Consider the following 17,959-nt stretch of genomic DNA (forward strand, 5'->3'; position numbering starts at 1 on the left):
GGTCAAGCCTGCTCTATTTCTTCACGCAGCATTTCAAGTTCAAGCCAGCGCTCTTCGGCGACGGACAATTCGTCATGCGCCTTGGCGATGGCGGCGGAGGTGTCGTCGAATTTTTTGCGATCTCTCGCATAGAGATTGGGATCGTCGAGGACGCGTTGCAGCCTTGCAATATCGGCCTGCAACGTCTCCATCTTCTTCGGCAGCGTCTCCAGGGCGTGCTTCTCGTTGAAGCTCAGGCGCCGCTTTGGTGCAGGAGCGGGAGCAGCTGCGCGCTCCTCCTTCTTCTCTGCCGGTGCTTGCGCCTTCGCCGTGTCGCGCTTCAGGTCCGCGCCGCGCTGCGCCAGCATGTCGCTGTAACCGCCGGCATATTCGATCCATTTGCCGTTACCCTCAGGCGCGATCACGGAGGTGACGACGCGGTCGAGGAAGTCGCGGTCATGGCTGATCAGGATCACCGTGCCCTCGTAATCGCCGAGCATCTCCTCGAGCACGTCGAGCGTATCGAGGTCGAGATCGTTGGTCGGTTCGTCCAGCACCAGGAGGTTCGAGGGCTTTGCCAGCGCGCGGGCCAGCATCAGCCGGCCGCGCTCACCGCCGGAGAGCACCTCCAGCGGCGTGCCGCGCTGCTCCTGCGCGAACAGAAAGTCCTTCATGTAACCGACGACATGCTTCGGCCTGCCGCCGACCATGATTTGGTCGCCGCGACCGCCGGTGAGCGCTTCGGCCAGCGTCGACTTGGGATCGAGGCTCTCGCGGTGCTGGTCGAGCGTGGCCATTTCCAGATTGGCCCCGAGCCGCACGGTGCCGGTGTCGGGCGTCGTGCCGCCGGTGAGCAGATTGACCAGCGTGGTCTTGCCGGCGCCGTTCGGCCCGATGACGCCGAGCCGGTCGCCACGCTGGATGCGGGTCGAAAAATTCTCGACGATCTTGCGCTCGCCATAGGCCTTGGTGATGCCCTTGGCCTCGATCACCAGCTTGCCGGATTGCTCGGCTTCCGCAGCCGCGAGATTGGCGCTGCCGGCCGTGCCGCGATAATTACGGCGTTGCTCGCGCAGCGCATGCAGATTGGCGAGCCGCTTGACGTTGCGCTTGCGCCGGCCGGAGACGCCGTGGCGCAGCCAGTGCTCCTCGTCGACGATCTTGCGGTCGAGCTTGTGCTGGTCGCGCTCTTCCTCCGCCAGCACCTCGTCGCGCCAGCTCTCGAACGAGGCAAAGCCGCGGTCGATCTGCTTGATCTTGCCGCGGTCGAGCCAGGCGGTGGAGCGCGATAGATTGGTGAGAAAGCGGCGGTCGTGGCTGATCAGCACGAGCGCGCTGCGCCGGCTGTCGAGCTCCTGTTCCAGCCACTCGATGGTGGAGAGATCGAGATGGTTGGTCGGCTCGTCCAGCAGCAGGATGTCGGGTGAGGGCGCCAGCACGCGGGCGAGCGCCGCGCGGCGGGCCTCGCCGCCGGAGAGATTATGCGGATTCTCCTCGCCGGTGAGGCCAAGCTGCTCCAAGAGATAACGCCCCTGGTGCTGGTCGTCGCCGGGCGCAAGCCCCGCCTCGACATAGGCGAGCGTGGTCTTGAGTTCGCCGAAATCCGGCTCCTGCGGCAGATAACGGACTGTGGCGCCAGGCTGCACGAAGCGCGTGCCGCCATCGGGCTCGATGAGGCCCGCTGCGATCTTCAGCAGCGTCGATTTGCCCGAGCCGTTGCGGCCGATCAGACAGACGCGCTCGCTCGGCGCGACATTGAGTTCGACGCCGCTGAGCAGCGGCGTACCGCCAAAAGTCAGCCTGATGTCTTTCAGTTGGATCAGCGGCGGCGCCATGGTCAGCTCTGGCTCGTTGCGGCCGCGTCAGTGCGGCGGCGCTGGATCCGGCGCAGCGTCTGGTCGAGGGCCGAGAGGAATGCGGAACGGTCGCGCGGCGCGAACGAGCGCGGGCCGCCGGTGACTTCGCCGGCCGAACGCAGATCCGTCATCAGGTTGCGCACAGCCAGCGTCATGCCGATCGATTCCTCGGTGAACGGCTTACCGTTCGGCGCGATCACGTCGGCGCCCGCCTTGACGCAGCGGCTGGCCAGCGGAATGTCTGATGTCACCACGACGTCGCCAGGCCTGGCTCGCTCCGCGATCCAGTCATCGGCCGCGTCCATGCCGGCGCCGGCAGCAATGCGCTCGATCAGGGGATCGTGGGGCACTCGAATAAAGTTGCCGGCGACGACGCTCACGGGCACGCCGTGGCGGAACGCGATGCGGTAGATTTCGTCCTTCACCGGACAGGCGTCGGCGTCGACATAGATGCGGGTGGGGGTGTCAGTCATTGGCCGCGTGGTACCCCATTCGGGCCGCAAAGGCGAGGGGATTGACCGGTGTTCCCTGGGGCCTACGATCGCTCTGAAACAATGAGAACACAGGGAAGGCGACCCATGCCGAACCGGCTCGAAACCTATCGCGTCGAGGCCTACAACACCGCAAAACAGTCCGAGAACAAGATGCATGACGACACAGTGGCGCGCCGTTTCGGCTTCGAGGGCGGGCTGGTGCCGGGCGTCGACGTGTTCGCCTACATGATGCACGTGCCGCTGGCGCGCTGGGGTCGTGATTTCTTGTCGCGCGGGCTGATCGAGGCGCGCTTCATCAAGCCGGTCTATGACGGCGAGAGCGCCGATGTCGACGCGACCGAGCACAACGGCCTGCTCACGATCGAGGTGTTCAGCCGCACCGCGCTGTGTGCGACGGGGACGGCCTCGCTGCGGGCGGCTGCGCCTGTAGTTTCATTGAGCGATTACATCGAGGTCCCCGCGGTGACCGAGCGCAAGCCGGTCAGCCCGGCGACGTTCGAGATCGGCAAGTGGTTCGGCACGACGCCGCGCCGCTGGGCGGGACAGGAAGCGGCCGATTATCTCGCCGATATCAGAGAGACCGCCCCGATCTTTGCGCGCGAGAGCCTCGGCCATCCCGGCCTGATCCAGCGGGTGATGAACCGCGTGCTGGTTGACAACACCATCCTGGGCCCGTGGATCCACGTCGGCAGCCGCATGCAGCTCGTGTCAGCCGCACGCATCGGTGACGAGATCACTGCGCGGGCAAAAGTCACCGCGAACTACGAGAAGAAGGGCCACCGCTTCGTCGAGTTCGACGCGCTCGTCGTTGCCAACGGCACCACGCCACTGGCGCATTGCCAGCACACCGCGATCTACCAGCCGCGCGAGCAGGCGGCGGCGTAGGGAAGAGGCAGGAAAAGCCAGGCCCGGCACTTCAAAGACGGTGTCATGCCACGGCTTGACCGGGGCATCCAGTACGCCGCGGCCCTTCCGTGAATCACCGCCGCCTCGGAGTACTGGATCGCCCGGTCAAGTGTTCAGCCCGGGGACATGACCGACGGGTGTTCGGGGACATAGCCGACACATCATAGTGCAGGGATTTGGCGGTAAAGGAGGCCAAGTCCATGCCCTGGCGAGAGGTGTCGGTGATGGATCAGCGGCGGGAGTTCGTGCGGCTTGCGATGCAGGAGGGAGCGAACCGGCGGGAGCTCTGCCGGCGGTTCAATATCCATCCCGACACGGGCTACAAGTGGCTTGCACGATGGCAAGCGGATCAGAATGTCAACGACCGCTCGCGCCGACCGCATGCGAGCCCGGGACAGACCGATTGCGAGCTCGAGGCACGTATTCTCGCGGTGCGCGATGCCCATCCGGCATGGGGAGCTCGCAAGATAGCTCACTGCCTGGAGCGCAATGGTTTGCGTTCGCCAGCAGTCTCAACAGTTCATCAGATCTTGCGTCGGTCTGGCCGCATCAAGCCTCCGATCGGCGGCCCGATGGCAAGCCAGCGTTTCGAGATGCCGGCCCCCAATCTGTTGTGGCAGATGGACTTCAAAGGCTGGGTTCGGCTCGGCAATGATACCCAGTGCCATCCTCTGACGGTGGTGGATGACCACTCCCGCTATGATCTGTGTCTGCAGGCCTGTGCCGATCAACGCACAGATACCGTGCGCAGCCGCCTGGAGAAGACCTTTCGCCACTACGGGCTCCCGGAGGCCTTCTTCGTCGACAATGGTTCGCCCTGGGGTGATCCTTCCGGCGAGCGATGGACACGGTTCTCGGTGTGGCTGCTCAAGCTTGGCGTCGCCGTCATCCGCAGCCGCCCATATCACCCGCAAAGCCGCGGCAAGAATGAACGATTCCACCGCACCCTCGCGGCTGAGGTGTTCGCACTGCGACAGTTCCGCGATCTCGCAGAGACGCAGCGTGCCTTCGACGCCTGGCGGGAAGTCTACAACTTCGAACGGCCACACGAGGCGCTCGGACAACAGGTCCCGGCCAGTCGATATCGGCCCAGCCAGCGACCAATGCCCGATCGATTGCCACAGGTCGAATACGACAGCCATGAGATCGTGCGCCGCGTCTCCACGACCAAGGCCTATGTCAGCTTCAAGGGACGTCTGTGGAAAGTGCCACAGGCCTTCCGTGGCGAGCGCCTCGCCATCCGCCCCTCGGCAAACGATGCGCAATACGGGATCTTCTTTGCCGCCCACCAAATCGCTATCATCGACTTGGCGAGCGGAGAAAGTGTCGGCTATGTCCCCGAACACCCGTCGGTCATGTCCCCGGGCTGAACATCAAGCCGGGCGATGACAGTGTGCGTGCGGAGACGGCGGCTGGATCGTCTACGAAGAGAAAGCAGCCCTTACGCCGCTTTGGCCTTCGCCTCCTGGATCGCGCGCCATACCCGCTCCGGGGTCAGCGGCATGTCGATGTGCTTGATGCCATAGTCTGACAGCGCGTCCAGCACCGCATTCACCACCGTCGACAGGCTGCCGGCGCAGCCGGCTTCGCCGCAGCCCTTGCTACCGAGCGGATTGGTCGTCGCCGGCACCGGGTGGTCGCCAACCGTCATGTTGGGCACGTCTTCTGCGCGGGGCAGGGCGTAGTCCATCAGCGAGCCCGTGATCGGCTGGCCGCTGTCGTCGTAGCGGATGTGCTCCATCAGCGCCTGGCCGATGCCCTGGACGACGCCGCCATGGAGCTGGCCCGCGACCAGCATCGGATTGATCACGGTGCCGAAATCGTTGACCGCGCTGTAGCGCACGATCTGCACCACGCCGGTTTCCGGATCGATCTCGACCTCGGCGACATGGCAGCCGTTCGGGAACGCCGAGGGCACCGGCTCGCTGGTGTGGTCGACGTCGAGGCTGTCGGGCACGCCCTCCGGCACCTTGCCGTCATGCAGCTTCCTGGCGAGCTCCATGATGTCGATGCTGCGGTCGGTGCCGGCGATGGTGAAGCTGCCGTCGGCGAACTCGATGTCGGCTTCGGATGCTTCCAGCATGTGCGCGGCTGCGCGCTTGCCCTTCTCGATCACAAGCTTGGCGGCGCCCACGATCGCCATGCCGCTCGCGGTGATCGAACGGGAGCCGCCGGTGCCGCTGCCGGTGTGGACGATGTCGCTGTCGCCCTGGATGAGCTTGACGCGCTCGAAGGGAACGCCGAGCTGATCGCACAGCACCTGCGCGAACGGGGTGGCGTGGCCCTGGCCGTAATCGAGCGTGCCGGTGATCAGCTGCACGCTGCCGTCAGCATCGAACACGATCTTGCTGAGCTCCGGGCTCGGCGGCGCGGTGACCTCGAGATAGGAGCCGACCGCGATGCCGCGCAACTTGCCGGCCTTCTTGCTCTGCTTCTTGCGCTTGGCGAAATTCTCGTGGTCGGAGATCTCGAGCGCCTTGTTGAACACGGCCTGGAAGTCACCGCTGTCATAGGTGACGCCGGAGGAGGCCGGGAACGGCATCTGGTTCGGCTTGATGAAGTTGCGCTTGCGCAAGGTCAGCCGGTTGAGGCCCATCTCGTCGGCGGCGCGGTCGATCAGCCGCTCCATGTAGTAGTTCGCCTCGGGGCGGCCGGCGCCGCGATAGGCCCCCATCAGCGTGGTGTTGGTCAGCACCGTCTTGATGTCGACCGCCATCAGCGGCGTGCGATAGACGCTGGAAAAGTTCTTGCCGGTGTTCAGCGAGAGCGGCCCCGGCGCAACGCCGGTGATGTAAGCGCCGAGATTGCCGTAGCCGGACAGCTTCGCCGCGAGGAAATGCCCCTCGGCGTCGAGCGCGAGCTCGGCGTGGATCTTTTGTGCACGGCCGTGGCTGTCGGAGAGGAAGCTGGTGGAGCGCTCGTCCAGCCACTTCACCGGCCGACCCAGCGCCTTCGCCCCGTACAGGATGCACATGTATTCGGGATAGTTGATGTTCTTCATGCCGAAGGAGCCGCCGACATTGGCGGTGAGGATGCGCACCTTCTCGTTCGGCACTTTGAGGTTCTTGGCGAGGTTGGCGCGGTTGCCGGCGACGCCCTGCGTCGGCACCTGAAGCGTGTACCGCTCGGTCTTCTTGTCGTAGGAGGCAAGGCCCACGCGCGGCTCCATCGACACCACGGCGACGCGGGTATTCTCGATGTCGATCTTGGTGACATGGGCGGCGCTGGCAAAGGCTGCGTTGACCTTCTCCATGTCGCCATAGTGATAGTCGAGCGCGACGTTATCAGGGATATGGTCATAGAGCTGCGGCGCGCCAGGCTTGGCCGCTTCCTCAGGGTCGGTCACTGCCGGCAACGGCTCGACGTCGACCTCGACGGCTTCGGCCGCATCGCGCGCCTGCGCCAGCGTCTCTGCCACCACGAAGGCGACGGGATCGCCGACGAAGCGGACCTTGTCGGTTGCCAGCGGCTGGCGGTTGGTCTGGAGCAGGGGCGAGCCGTCGCGGCTCTTCAGCGGCAGGCCGCAGGTGAAAGGGCCGTAGCCGGCGGCATCGAGATCCCTACCGGTCCATACCCCCAGTACGCCTGGCATCGCCTTGGCGGCGTCAATGCCGATGCCGCGGATGATGCCGTGGGCGTGAGTGGAACGGACGATCACGGCATAGGCCTGGCCGGGCAGGTTGAAATCGTCGGTGTAGCGGCCCTTGCCGCGCACCAGCGTGTCGTCCTCCTTGCGGCGGACGGGCTGCCCGACGCCATATTTTTGCAGTGCAATAGCGTTTTCGAGCGTGGACGATTTGGTGTGTTCTTGCATGGGAATGACCTGAAAAGCCGGTATTTGCGCATTTTCGCGGCAGCGGGGGACCGGACCCCCTCAGATAACCCACGACCCCGTTCACGACAACGCACGAATGGACATGGTCCCATGTGATGCGATGTTGCGCAGACCTGCCGCGCTGCTAATGTTTCAGGCGAAAAAGCAATTCCAGATCGGCCCATCGGGCCGCGGAAAGACAGTTTGTATGAATGACCACACGCGGCTCCGCGATGGCCACGGGCTGCACGGTGAGCTGGAGGGGGCGATGGCGGCGGTGGCATTGGCCACTGGACCGGTCGTCCCCGCACAGTCGGGAACCGGCGTCTACGCGGCGCTGGACCTCGGTACCAACAATTGCCGGCTCCTGATCGCCTGTCCGACCCACGACGGCTTTCGCGTAGTCGATTCCTTCTCGCGGATCATCCGGCTCGGCGAGGGCGTCTCGGCGACGGGCTGCATCAGCGATGCCGCGATCGAGCGCGCCATCGCGGCGCTCAGCATTTGCCGTGACAAGATCAATCTGCGCAAGGCGCGGCGGCTGCGGCTGATCGCGACAGAAGCCTGCCGCGCGGCCTCGAATGCGGAAGGGTTCCGCAGCCGCGTCGCGGCCGAGACCGGCATCGAGCTCGAGGTGATCGACCGCGAGACCGAGGCGGCGCTCGCCGTGCTCGGCTGTTCGCCGCTGGTCGATCCCAGGGGGCGCGGCGCGATCCTGTTCGACATCGGCGGCGGCTCGACCGAGCTGGTGCGGATCGAGCGCGATCCCACAAATCCGGAGCCGCGGATCCGGGCCTGGATGTCGATCCCGTTCGGCGTGGTCACGCTTGCCGAGCAGTTCGGCGGCCGCGACGTCACGCCGGAAATCTATGCCGCGATGGAGCGGGAGGTCGCCAATCACGTCGCGCCGTTCGCGGCAGAGCACGGCCGCGATCTCAGCGACATGCATCTGCTCGGCACCTCCGGCACGGTGACGACGCTTGCCGGCATCCATCTCAACCTCGCGCGCTATGATCGCCGCCGCATCGACAGCATCTGGATGAACGATGCCGACATTACAGCGACCGTCAACAAGCTGCTCGGCATGAGCTACGAGGAGCGCGCCGGCAACAATTGCATCAGCGTCGAGCGCGCCGACCTCGTGCTGGCCGGCTGCGCCATCCTCGATGCGATCAGGCACGCCTTCCCGCTGCCGCGCCTGCGCGTCGCCGATCGCGGCCTGCGCGAGGGCATGCTGGTCGAGATGATGCGCGAGGACGGCGCGCTCAGGAGCTGGTGAGATGGCGAAGGACACCACCGGCCGCTTGCACGTCCAGGTCAAGACCGGCGGCAAGCGCAAGCTCTCGTCCAAGCTGTGGCTGGAGCGGCAGCTCAACGATCCCTATGTCGCCAAGGCCAAGGCAGCGGGCTATCGCTCGCGCGCGGCGTTCAAGCTCCTGGAGATGGACGACAAGTTTCGTCTTCTGAAGCCCGGCATGGCCGTGGTCGATCTTGGCGCGGCGCCCGGCGGCTGGAGCCAGATCGCGGCCAAGCGCGTCGGCTCTACCGAAGGCAAGGGCAAGGTCGTCGCGATCGATCTGCTCGAGATGCCGGAGATTCCCGGCGTCGATTTCGCGCAGCTCGATTTCATGGACAATGACGCCCCCGAGAAGCTTACCGCGATGCTGGGCGGCGGCGCCGACGTCGTAATGTCCGACATGGCCGCCAACACCACCGGCCACCGCAAGACCGACCAGCTCCGCATCGTCGGCCTGGTCGAGACCGCGGCCGCCTTTGCCTGCGACGTGCTCAAGCCCGGCGGCACGTTCCTCGCCAAGACGTTCCAGAGCGGCGCCGACGCCGAGCTGCTCGCCCAGCTCAAGCGCGATTTTGCAACCGTGCGCCACGTCAAGCCCGCCGCGAGCCGGCAGGATTCCTCGGAACGCTACGTGCTCGCGACGGGATTTCGGGGCGGGGCGAAGGCATAACCACAAGCTCTGTCATTCCGGGGCGCCTCGAAGAGGCGAGCCCGAATCCATTTCTCCGCGTATTCCTGCGACAAAGTGGATTCCGCGTTCGATGCTCCGCATCGCCCCAGGGCGCCGTGCAGGCCGTAAAAAAGAGCCCCGCCGGAGGCGGGGCTTTGGGGGCATCTTACCGGTTGGGTTGATTCTGAGCCGGCTGACCCGACGTCGAAGGCGGCGGGGCATTATTTTGGTTGGTTTGCCCAGACGGCGTGTTGCTGGGCTGGTTGGTGGACTGACTGTTGCTTTGGGCCGGCGCCTGTCCAGTGGTCTGACCGGCAGGGGGTTGTGTGCCTGCCTGGCCCGACGTCGCCGGTTGGTTCTGCTGAGCCTGGCCGGTCGTGGATGGCTGGTTCTGCCCAGCCCGGCCGGTGGTCTGGTTCTGCTGTGCCGGCGCATTGGTCTGGTTCTGCTGCGCCGGCGCGTTGGTCTGACCGGTGCTTTGCCCGGTCGTGTTCTGCTGCGTCGACTGGCCACTCGCCCCCTGACCAGTGGTCGTCGATTGGCCCTGCGTGGCGCGGATCTGGTTGGAGACGCCTAGTGCAGCGACCGTCCGGGTATCGATCGAGCCGGTGGTCTGGAAACCTTCCCGTCTCTGGAAGGTGATCAGCGCTTCGCGCGTAGCGGGCCCGAGGATGCCGTCTGCTTGGCCAGACATCAGGCCGCGTTCAATCAGCACCCGTTGAACAATGCGGATCTCGTCGGGGCTGAGATCCAGCGCGGCGATGTTGCCGCCGCCACCGCTCACGCTGCCGCGCCGGGCGAAGTGCGTCCTTGGGCCGGCGGGAATGGAGTCGACAATCCTGCGGCTTCGGTCGACGACGATGATCTCGTCATCCACGACGAAGAAGCTGTCGTCCCGATAGGCCGGATAGATGTCGATCAGTACCGGGAATGTCGAGATAGCGACCACGGAGATGTTCCGCGGCACCACCACGCCGGTATTGATCCGGAAGTTGATGGAATTGAAGTTGACCCGCACGCGATCCACATTGCGTGAGCTCAACACCGACTGCTGCAGCGTTGTCTGTTGCTGCGCGCTCACTTGCACGCGGCCGGACAAGCTCTGGGTAGTCCCACCCTGGGCTTGCGCCTGGGTGTTGACCTGTCCTTGAGTGTTGGCGCCAGTCGTCGTGCCCTGCTGGGCACTTGGGGCTTGCGCGTTGGTGTTCGCGCCAGTCGTTGGCGCGCTCTGACCCTGCGCGTTCTGGCCTTGGGCGTTGCCCTTGGCGCCAGTCGTCGTGCTCTGACCCTGCACGTTCTTGCCCTGGGCATTGTCCTTGGTGTTCGCGCCGGTCGTCGTCGTGCTCTGACCCTGCGCCTTCTTGCCTTGGACATTGTCCTTGGTGTTGGCGCCTGTGGTCGCGCTCTTACCCTGTTCTGCGCCTTGCGACTGACGCGTAGCGTCGCGGTCGCTGCGGCTCTGACCGGTGGTTTGGTCCTTCATTCCGCTCTTGTCGCGCTCGGACCTGGACTGACGCGCTTGGTCGGGGCCGCCTCGGCTCTGACCAACGGTTTGGTCCTTGCCACGCTTCTCGCCTTCAGATTGGGACTGACGCGCGTTGTCGCGGGCGCCGCGGCCCTGATCGACGGCCTGACGTTCGCCCCTATCGGCCTTGCCACTAGCACGCATTCCCTCGCTACGCTCAGAACGCGACGGCGCCGCAGCGGGGCCCTCGGCCCGACCACCTGCGCGGCCCTGGGTCATTCCTTCGCCGTGAGAGGCACCACCTGCACCTTGCGACATTCCGCCGCCCGATCGGCCGGATTCCGCGCCAGCGGCCGCGCCTCCGCTCATCCCGCCGCCGGCGCCTTCACGCATGCCTTGAGCCGATGCCAGGCTGACGCCGGCGAGCAGCACTGCTGTGGTCAATAGGAACCTGTTCTTTCTCGTGTTCACCTGAACCTCCTCCATTTGCTTTGCAGCATCCGTTGATGGGGAACCTTCGAAGCTCGGGCTCGCGACAAAACGAGCCCTCATTCGAGTTTTCCGATGCCTGTGAACGATGCGCAGATGCCATCGTTCCTATCAGGCGGGAGAGTCGCGCGGTTCCGTCTCGGTGCTACTGCGCGCGGGACTCTCTCGATCGAAGCGATAAAGACATCGACCAAAAATCCACTTTGCAGGCTCAGCGCCTCGCGCCAGCCCTTCTCTTGCCGCGTCGCTTCACCAGTAAGGGTGCCAGCGATGGTGATAGAAGTGCCGCCGCGGGAACGGTCCGCCGTAATAGGCGAAGGCCGGCCGCACGACACGGTGATAGCGGTAGCCGTAGTAGGCCGGGGCGTAACTGGTGCTGTAGTAGGTCCTGGTGTAGCCGCCCCACGGATAGTAACCGCCGTAGTATGCCGGTGCGTAGTAGTCGTCATAATAGCCTGGATACCCGTAGTAGCCGTAGCCCGGTCCGTAGGCGTACGCGGACGAGGCGAGGCCGCCGATCAGGGCACCTGCGAGCAATCCGCCTGCCAGCGCCGGCCCAAAACCACCGCGCCAGTGGGCCTCCGCCGGCGTCGGTGCCGCCACCGCGCTCACGCCGAGCGCGCCGACGGTTGCCAGGACAAGTGCGGTCTTTTTCATGCACGTCCTCCTTCATTGGTGTTTCGACATCGTGCCAACATTGCCGAAGGGCAAAAGTTGCAAGCGCGCGCTGGCGAGGAACAGGAGTCACGAACATAAACGAGCGTTCATCTCGGTGAACGCGCGCCCGCTGATGGGGCGCCGCGTGGTCCACGAGAGTAAGGTCAAAGCTAATTTCGGAAAGATGTAAATGATCGGCTGCTGCGCATGGGGCTGTTTTGGACTCTTGTCCGGGGGAGAGCCGGCATCCTGCTTTCCGCTACCCTAGCCGCTGATCCCGCACGTCCTGCGTATCCTCCGTCGCCACCTTGACCGCCGCCTTGGCTGCGCCTTTGCCCGCACCCTTGCGGCTCGCGATCTCCACCGCCTTGCGGCCGGAGATCTCGTAGCCGGCGTCAACGGGCATCTGCCAGAAGAACCAGCTCGATGCTGCCGAGGTCAGTGCGACCACGATAAAGGCGGGCGCGAATACGGTGGCGTTGAGCTCGCTGACATGGCTGAACCACATCGTCGTCTCGACGCACGCCGCGCCGACGGCGACGCCGGCTGAGACCGCGAGCTGCTGGTTGACGCTGACCAGCGTGGTGGCGCGGCTCATCTGCGCGGTCTCGACGTCGGCATAGGCGACCGTGTTGATCGCGGTGAACTCCAGCGAACGGAAGAAGCCACCCACCACCAGGATCACCATGATGATGAGCAGTGGTGTCGTCACCGTGAACAGGGCACAGACGCCGAGGAAGAACGCGCTGACGACCGCGTTTACCGTCATCAGATTGCGGAAGCCGAAGGTGCGGATGAGGCGCGCCGCCAGCGTCTTCATGCCCATGGCGCCGAGCGAGGAGGCAAAGGTGACGAGGCCGGAATGAAACGGCGACAGGCCGAAACCGATCTGCATCAACAGCGGCAGCAGGAAAGGCAGTGCGCCTATGCCGAGGCGGAACAGGAAGCCGCCGAAAATGGCCGCGCGCAGCGTCGGCAGCTTCAGAAGCGAAAAGTCCAGCACCGGCGATCCCGTCCGCCGTGCGTGCAACACATACAGTGTCATCGAGATCGCGCCGCCCACGACCAGGGCCGCAACCGTGCTCCAGGGCAGCAGGTTGAGCCCCGCGACGGAGAGACCAAACGCGATGCCGGCAAGCCCGATGCCCGCCAGCACCATGCCGTAGAGATCGAACGGCTCCTGCGTCTCGCTCTTGATGGGATCGATGAAACGCAGCGCCATGAAGATGCCGAGCAGCCCGATCGGGATGTTGATCAGGAAGATCCAGTGCCAGGAGGCGTACGTCGTAATGAAGCCGCCGAGCGGCGGCCCGATCACGGGGCCGATCAGGGCAGGGACCGTCACCCAGGCCATCGCATTGACCAGCGCGCTCTTGTCGACCGAGCGCAGCAGCACGAGACGCCCGACCGGGGTCATCATCGCCCCGCCCATGCCTTGCAGGATGCGCGCGAACACGAAGTCGGTGACCGAGGTCGAAAGCGCGCAGCCGACCGAGCCGACCATGAACACGCCGACCGCGATCGCGAACACCATGCGCGCGCCGAAGCGGTCGGCGGTCCAACCGCTCGCCGGGATGAACACCGCCAGCGACAGCAGATAGGAGGTGATCGCGAGCTTCAGCGTCAGGGGGCTGGTGCCGATGTCGGCCGCGATCGCCGGCAGCGAGGTCGCGATCACCGTCGAGTCCATGTTCTCCATGAAGAGCGCGGTGGCCACGATCAGCGGAATGACGCGTTGCTTGTCGACCATGACGAATTGGTAATGAAAATCGGAAGGAGGGCGGACTTGCGGCTTATCACCCCCGTCAGGCCGGGACCATTGCGGATCAACGCATAGCACCTAAGTCCCGCGTAACAACGGTGTGACCCTCTCCCTCGTCATTCCGGGGCGCGCCCCTGGCGCGAGCTATGGTGCGCAATTGCGCACCTGAGAATCCATTGGGCCGCAGGGATCGCTGGGGAATGGATTCCGGGCTCGCGACGTCGTCGCGCCCCGGAATGACGATGGGTGGAGGCGCCGCCGGGCTGTCCCAGCCGAATTTGCCTAAAAAGCCTGTGCATGGCTGGCCGGCGGTCCGAATTGCTTTGATTCGTCACGCAGCCGTGCTATCGACCCGCGTCAACCCCACCGATGGGCTCCGATTCTCCGGCGTTGCCGCAAGGTACGCCGAGGGCGGCGCTCATCCATTAGCATTTGCGGCAGGGCCGCAGGAAGGAGTTGGCAGATGGCCACGGAGCAACTTCAAGGCATTCGCGAAGCCTTCACGTTCGACGACGTGTTGCTGAAGCCGGGCCTGTCCGAGGTCATGCCGGGCGAGGTCGACATCCGGTCCCGCGTCACCCGCGCCATTCCGCTCAACATCCCGATCATGGCCTCCGCCATGGACACCGTCACCGAGGCGCGCATGGCGATCGCCATGGCGCAGGCCGGTGGCCTTGGCGTCATCCACCGCAATTTCGATCCCGAAGGGCAGGCCGCCCAGGTGCGGCAGGTCAAGCGCTACGAGTCGGGCATGGTGGTGAACCCGCTCACCATCAGCCCCGAGGCCACGCTCGATGACGCGCTCAAGCTGATGAGCGATCACGGCATCTCCGGCATTCCCGTCGTCACCGGCGCCGGCAAGTCCACGCCCGGCAAGCTGGTCGGCATCCTTACCAACCGCGACGTGCGGTTTGCGACGAACCGGCAGCAGAAAATCTCCGAGCTGATGACGCACGAAAATCTCGTCACGGTGCGCGAGAACGTCAGCCAGGACGAGGCGCGGCGGATGCTGCACCAGCATCGCATCGAGAAGCTGCTCGTGGTCGACGAGCAATATCGCTGCGTCGGCCTCATCACCGTGAAGGACATGGAGAAGGCGGTCGCCCATCCGCTCGCCTGTAAGGATGCGCAGGGCCGCCTGCGCGTTGCTGCCGCCACCACGGTCGGCGACACCGGCTTCGAGCGCACCGAGCGGCTGATCGATGCCGGTGTCGACCTCGTCGTCGTCGATACCGCGCACGGCCATTCCCGCCACGTGCTGCACGCCGTGAATCGCATCAAGCGTCTCTCCAATTCCGTGCAAGTCGTTGCCGGCAACGTTGCCACCACCGAAGGCGCGCAGGCACTGATCGACGCGGGTGCGGATTGCATCAAGGTCGGCATCGGCCCGGGCTCGATCTGCACCACCCGCATCGTCGCCGGCGTCGGCGTGCCGCAGCTCACCGCGATCATGGACGCGGTGGAAGCTGCGAAGAAGTCCGACATTCCCGTCATCGCCGACGGCGGCATCAAGTTCTCCGGCGATCTCGCCAAGGCGCTCGCCGCCGGCGCCGACATCGCCATGGTTGGCTCGCTGCTGGCCGGCACCGACGAGACACCGGGCGAAGTGTTTTTGTGGCAGGGCCGTTCCTACAAGGCCTATCGCGGCATGGGCTCGGTCGGCGCGATGGCGCGCGGATCGGCCGACCGCTACTTCCAGCAGGACATCAAGGACTCGCTCAAGCTCGTGCCCGAAGGCATCGAGGGCCAGGTGCCGTACAAGGGCCCAGTCGGCAACGTCATGCACCAGCTCGCCGGTGGCTTGCGCGCCGCGATGGGCTATGTCGGCGCGCGCGACATGAAGGATCTGCACCAGAAGGCCCAGTTCGTCCGCATCACCGGCGCGGGCCTGCGCGAAAGCCACGTCCACGACGTGACGATCACGCGCGAAGCCCCGAACTATCCGGGCGGGGGCTAGTCGCTCCGCATACCGCTGTCATGCCCCGGCTTGACCGGGGCATCCAGTACGCCGCGGCCCATCAATTCAATCTCTACGGTCTCTGGATACTGGATCGCCCGGTCAAGCCGGGCGATGACAGCGAGTTTGTGGCGTGCGCGTGCCACAAGCTCGTCATTGCGAGGAGCTCTTGCGACGACGCAATCCAGAGCTTTTGTGTTGACGCAACTGGATTGCTTCGCTTGGCTCGCAATGACAGAAAAGTGGAGGAAGCCATGTCCCAAGGCAAACGCATCGTTCTCGCCGCGCGTCCCGTCGGCGAGCCCAAGCCGTCCGATTTTCGCCTGGAGGAATTCGCTGTTCCGACGCCCGGGCCGGGCGAGGTCCTGCTGCGCACGATCTGGCTGTCGCTCGATCCCTATATGCGCGGGCGCATGAGCGAGGGGCCGTCCTATGCCGCACCGGTGCCGATCGGCGGCGTGATGGAGGGCGAGGCGGTCAGCGAGGTCGCGGCCTCCAACAATCCCGACTTTGCCAAAGGCGACATCGTGCGCATCCGCTCCGGCTGGCAGACGCATGCGATCTCGAACGGCAAGGGCCTGATCAAGGTCGATCCGAAGCTCGGTCCGATCTCGACCTCGATCGGCGTGCTCGGCATGCCCGGCATGACCGCCTATACGGGCCTGCTCGACATCGGCAAGCCGCAACCGGGCGAAACCGTCGTCGTCGCCGGTGCCTCCGGCGCGGTCGGCTCGGCCGTCGGCCAGATCGCGAAGATCAAGGGCGCACGCGCGGTCGGCATCGCCGGCGGCAAGGACAAGTGCGACTACGTCGTCAAGGAGCTCGGCTTCGATGCCTGCATCGATCACCGCAACCCCGATCTCGCGGCCAAGCTGAAGGACGCCTGCCCGAAAGGCATCGACGTCTATTTCGAGAATGTCGGCGGCGCGGTGTTCGAGGCGGTGTTCCCGCTGCTCAATCCGTTCGCGCGCGTGCCGGTTTGCGGCCTGATCGCGCACTACAACGATACCGAGGCCAAGCCGCCGAAATGGGCCACATCCATGATGCGCGCGACCCTGACCAAGCGGCTGACCTTCCGCGGCTTCATCGTCTCCGACTTCGCCTCCCGCCATGGCGACTTCCTGCGCGACATGTCGGCCTGGGTCCGCGAGGGCAAGGTGAAATACAAGGAGTTCGTCACCGAGGGCCTCGAGAGCGCGCCCGGCGCCTTCATGGGGCTCCTGAAGGGGGCCAATTTCGGCAAGCAGCTGGTGCGGGTGGGGCCGGATAAGGCCTGAACCGCCGCTTCCGGCCCCGAGGGGGCGGAAGGAAATGGTTAACAAGGAGTCACCGATCGGCCACACCTGTTCGTAAAACCCGCAGGTGTGACCGCCGGTTCATTGACCCCAAGGCGAAGGCATTGAATCATCGCGCATATTTTGGGTGTTGCGATGTTAGAGATCAGTGTTTTCTGCGTCATCGTGCTGGCGGCCGGCTATTGGGTGGCGATGTTCGTCATGGGCCGGCGCGACGACGTCATCCATGGCAAGTTCGTGCATGTCGACGAAGAGAGCGATGTCGTTCGTCCCGCGATGCCGACGCCACCGCCGCCATTCCCGAAGCGTCCGTTCAAGGCTGCGCAGCCAACCATGGTCCAGCCCGCGGTCGCCGAGACCAAGCCGGTGAACAGTGCGGCGCTGCAATCCCTGCTGGCCGCGATCCAGCAGGACCTCAAGAGCGTCGCCTGAACCCGCGCTAATGCTCGCTGCCCATCTGGGCGAGGATCTCCTCGATATCGACATCGATCTGGCCCGCGGCCCTGACGTGGCGAACCTCGAGGCTGTTAGGCCGGAAACGGTACTCGACCAGCCCGACTTCCTTGATTGCAATCCGGTCCTGGCGCGCATCGTTGATGACGAAGCCCGTCGATGGCGCCCAGACGTGGCGGGTGTGGCGATAGGTGAAGTCGCGCCGCTGATGCACATGGCCGCTGGCGATGAGGCGCAGATCGACATGCGCAAACATCTCGATCAATCGCGCCCGGGCCGGCTGCGGCACGTAGCGGATCGCGGTCTCCGCTGTCTCGGCATCGTCGGGCAGGTTGAGAAACACCGGTTTGTGCAGGAACAGCGCGACCGGCTTTCCAGTGGTGCGCGCGAGCTCCCGTGCCAGCCAGTCGAACTGCTCGGCCTCGAAGGCGAGCCCTGAATTCATGACAAGGGAATTGAGGCCGATGAAGCGCCAGCCCGCGGCCTCGAACGCCCAGTGATCTTCGCCGATGATGTCGCAAAATTGCCGGCGGTGTGCCTCGCTGACCGGCGGCTTCGGCGCCGGTCCGATCATGGTCGGATTGTCGCCGATGTCGTGATTGCCGGGCAGGTAACGGCAGGCGACGGGCAGGGCGTCGTGCAGGTATTTCGTGAATGCGACATCGTCGCGCCCGGTCGGGCCGTCGAACGAGACATCGCCGGTATTGACGACGAGATCGGGCCGGTTGGCGTCGATGTGCTCGCTGACGCGCTGGAAGTTGGCGATCAGGCCGGGAAAGCGCCGGCCGAGATGGGTGTCGGAAATCTGCGTGAGGCGAAATTCGGACATGCGACCATCATACCCGCCGTCGCGCGTCGGAACGAT

14 protein-coding genes are annotated in these 17,959 nt (G+C 65.1%); 7 read left to right on the forward strand and 7 right to left on the reverse strand.

The genetic code is table 11. The features are described from left to right. Positions 1-2 precede the first annotated feature (2 nt). Entirely contained in the window at positions 3-1,814 is a 1,812-nt protein-coding gene (locus LRP30_RS17170; RefSeq protein ID WP_249761120.1) for an ATP-binding cassette domain-containing protein, read from the reverse strand. 2 nt (positions 1,815-1,816) lie between these two features. Next, complete coding sequence (locus LRP30_RS17175; RefSeq protein WP_249761121.1) at positions 1,817-2,308, reverse strand: YaiI/YqxD family protein; 492 nt, start codon at positions 2,306-2,308, stop codon at positions 1,817-1,819. A gap of 105 nt (positions 2,309-2,413) precedes the next feature. Between LRP30_RS17175 and LRP30_RS17180 the strand changes: the two genes are divergently transcribed. Both LRP30_RS17180 and LRP30_RS17185 read left to right on the forward strand, forming a co-directional pair. Continuing rightward, entirely contained in the window at positions 2,414-3,214 is an 801-nt protein-coding gene (locus LRP30_RS17180; protein ID WP_249761122.1) for a hypothetical protein, read from the forward strand. 221 nt (positions 3,215-3,435) lie between these two features. After that, entirely contained in the window at positions 3,436-4,605 is a 1,170-nt protein-coding gene (locus LRP30_RS17185; protein WP_128936665.1) for an IS481 family transposase, read from the forward strand. A 71-nt stretch (positions 4,606-4,676) separates the two neighbouring features. Here the strand turns inward: LRP30_RS17185 and LRP30_RS17190 are convergent, their stop codons facing one another. Then, entirely contained in the window at positions 4,677-7,049 is a 2,373-nt protein-coding gene (locus LRP30_RS17190; RefSeq protein ID WP_249761123.1) for a xanthine dehydrogenase family protein molybdopterin-binding subunit, read from the reverse strand. Positions 7,050-7,257: 208 nt separating this feature from the next. Between LRP30_RS17190 and LRP30_RS17195 the strand changes: the two genes are divergently transcribed. Both LRP30_RS17195 and LRP30_RS17200 read left to right on the forward strand, forming a co-directional pair. Next, positions 7,258-8,328, forward strand: coding sequence for a Ppx/GppA phosphatase family protein (locus LRP30_RS17195; protein ID WP_128934352.1), 1,071 nt, complete (start codon positions 7,258-7,260; stop codon positions 8,326-8,328). Position 8,329: 1 nt separating this feature from the next. Further along, positions 8,330-9,016: an RlmE family RNA methyltransferase gene (locus tag LRP30_RS17200; RefSeq protein ID WP_249761124.1), complete on the forward strand. Its 687-nt coding sequence runs from the start codon at positions 8,330-8,332 to the stop codon at positions 9,014-9,016. Between the two features lie 166 nt (positions 9,017-9,182). Here the strand turns inward: LRP30_RS17200 and LRP30_RS17205 are convergent, their stop codons facing one another. From LRP30_RS17205 to LRP30_RS17215, 3 genes are all read right to left on the reverse strand, one after another. Next, complete coding sequence (locus LRP30_RS17205; RefSeq protein WP_249761125.1) at positions 9,183-10,952, reverse strand: peptidoglycan-binding protein; 1,770 nt, start codon at positions 10,950-10,952, stop codon at positions 9,183-9,185. Positions 10,953-11,219: 267 nt separating this feature from the next. Continuing rightward, positions 11,220-11,627 (reverse strand): hypothetical protein, encoded by a 408-nt coding sequence (locus LRP30_RS17210; RefSeq protein ID WP_128934350.1) that lies wholly within the window; start codon positions 11,625-11,627, stop codon positions 11,220-11,222. A 259-nt stretch (positions 11,628-11,886) separates the two neighbouring features. Beyond that, the gene (locus LRP30_RS17215) at positions 11,887-13,377 is read right to left on the reverse strand and encodes an MFS transporter (RefSeq protein ID WP_249761126.1); all 1,491 of its coding nucleotides are present in this window, start codon (positions 13,375-13,377) and stop codon (positions 11,887-11,889) included. Positions 13,378-13,852: 475 nt separating this feature from the next. Here LRP30_RS17215 and guaB point away from each other — a divergent pair, with 475 nt between their 5' ends. The 3 genes from guaB (at position 13,853) to LRP30_RS17230 (ending at position 17,073) form a co-directional block, all read left to right on the forward strand. Beyond that, positions 13,853-15,346, forward strand: a complete 1,494-nt coding sequence (gene guaB / locus LRP30_RS17220) for an IMP dehydrogenase (protein ID WP_249761127.1) — start codon at positions 13,853-13,855, stop codon at positions 15,344-15,346. Positions 15,347-15,600: 254 nt separating this feature from the next. Continuing rightward, positions 15,601-16,623 (forward strand): NADP-dependent oxidoreductase, encoded by a 1,023-nt coding sequence (locus LRP30_RS17225; protein ID WP_249761128.1) that lies wholly within the window; start codon positions 15,601-15,603, stop codon positions 16,621-16,623. Between the two features lie 153 nt (positions 16,624-16,776). Then, positions 16,777-17,073, forward strand: coding sequence for a hypothetical protein (locus LRP30_RS17230; protein WP_249761129.1), 297 nt, complete (start codon positions 16,777-16,779; stop codon positions 17,071-17,073). A 7-nt stretch (positions 17,074-17,080) separates the two neighbouring features. Here LRP30_RS17230 and LRP30_RS17235 read toward each other — a convergent pair whose 3' ends face one another. Beyond that, complete coding sequence (locus LRP30_RS17235; protein WP_249761130.1) at positions 17,081-17,923, reverse strand: metallophosphoesterase; 843 nt, start codon at positions 17,921-17,923, stop codon at positions 17,081-17,083. Positions 17,924-17,959: the final 36 nt, after the last annotated feature.

It is taken from the genome of Bradyrhizobium sp. C-145 (assembly GCF_023375135.1).
Taxonomy (GTDB): Bacteria; Pseudomonadota; Alphaproteobacteria; order Rhizobiales; family Xanthobacteraceae; genus Bradyrhizobium; species Bradyrhizobium zhanjiangense.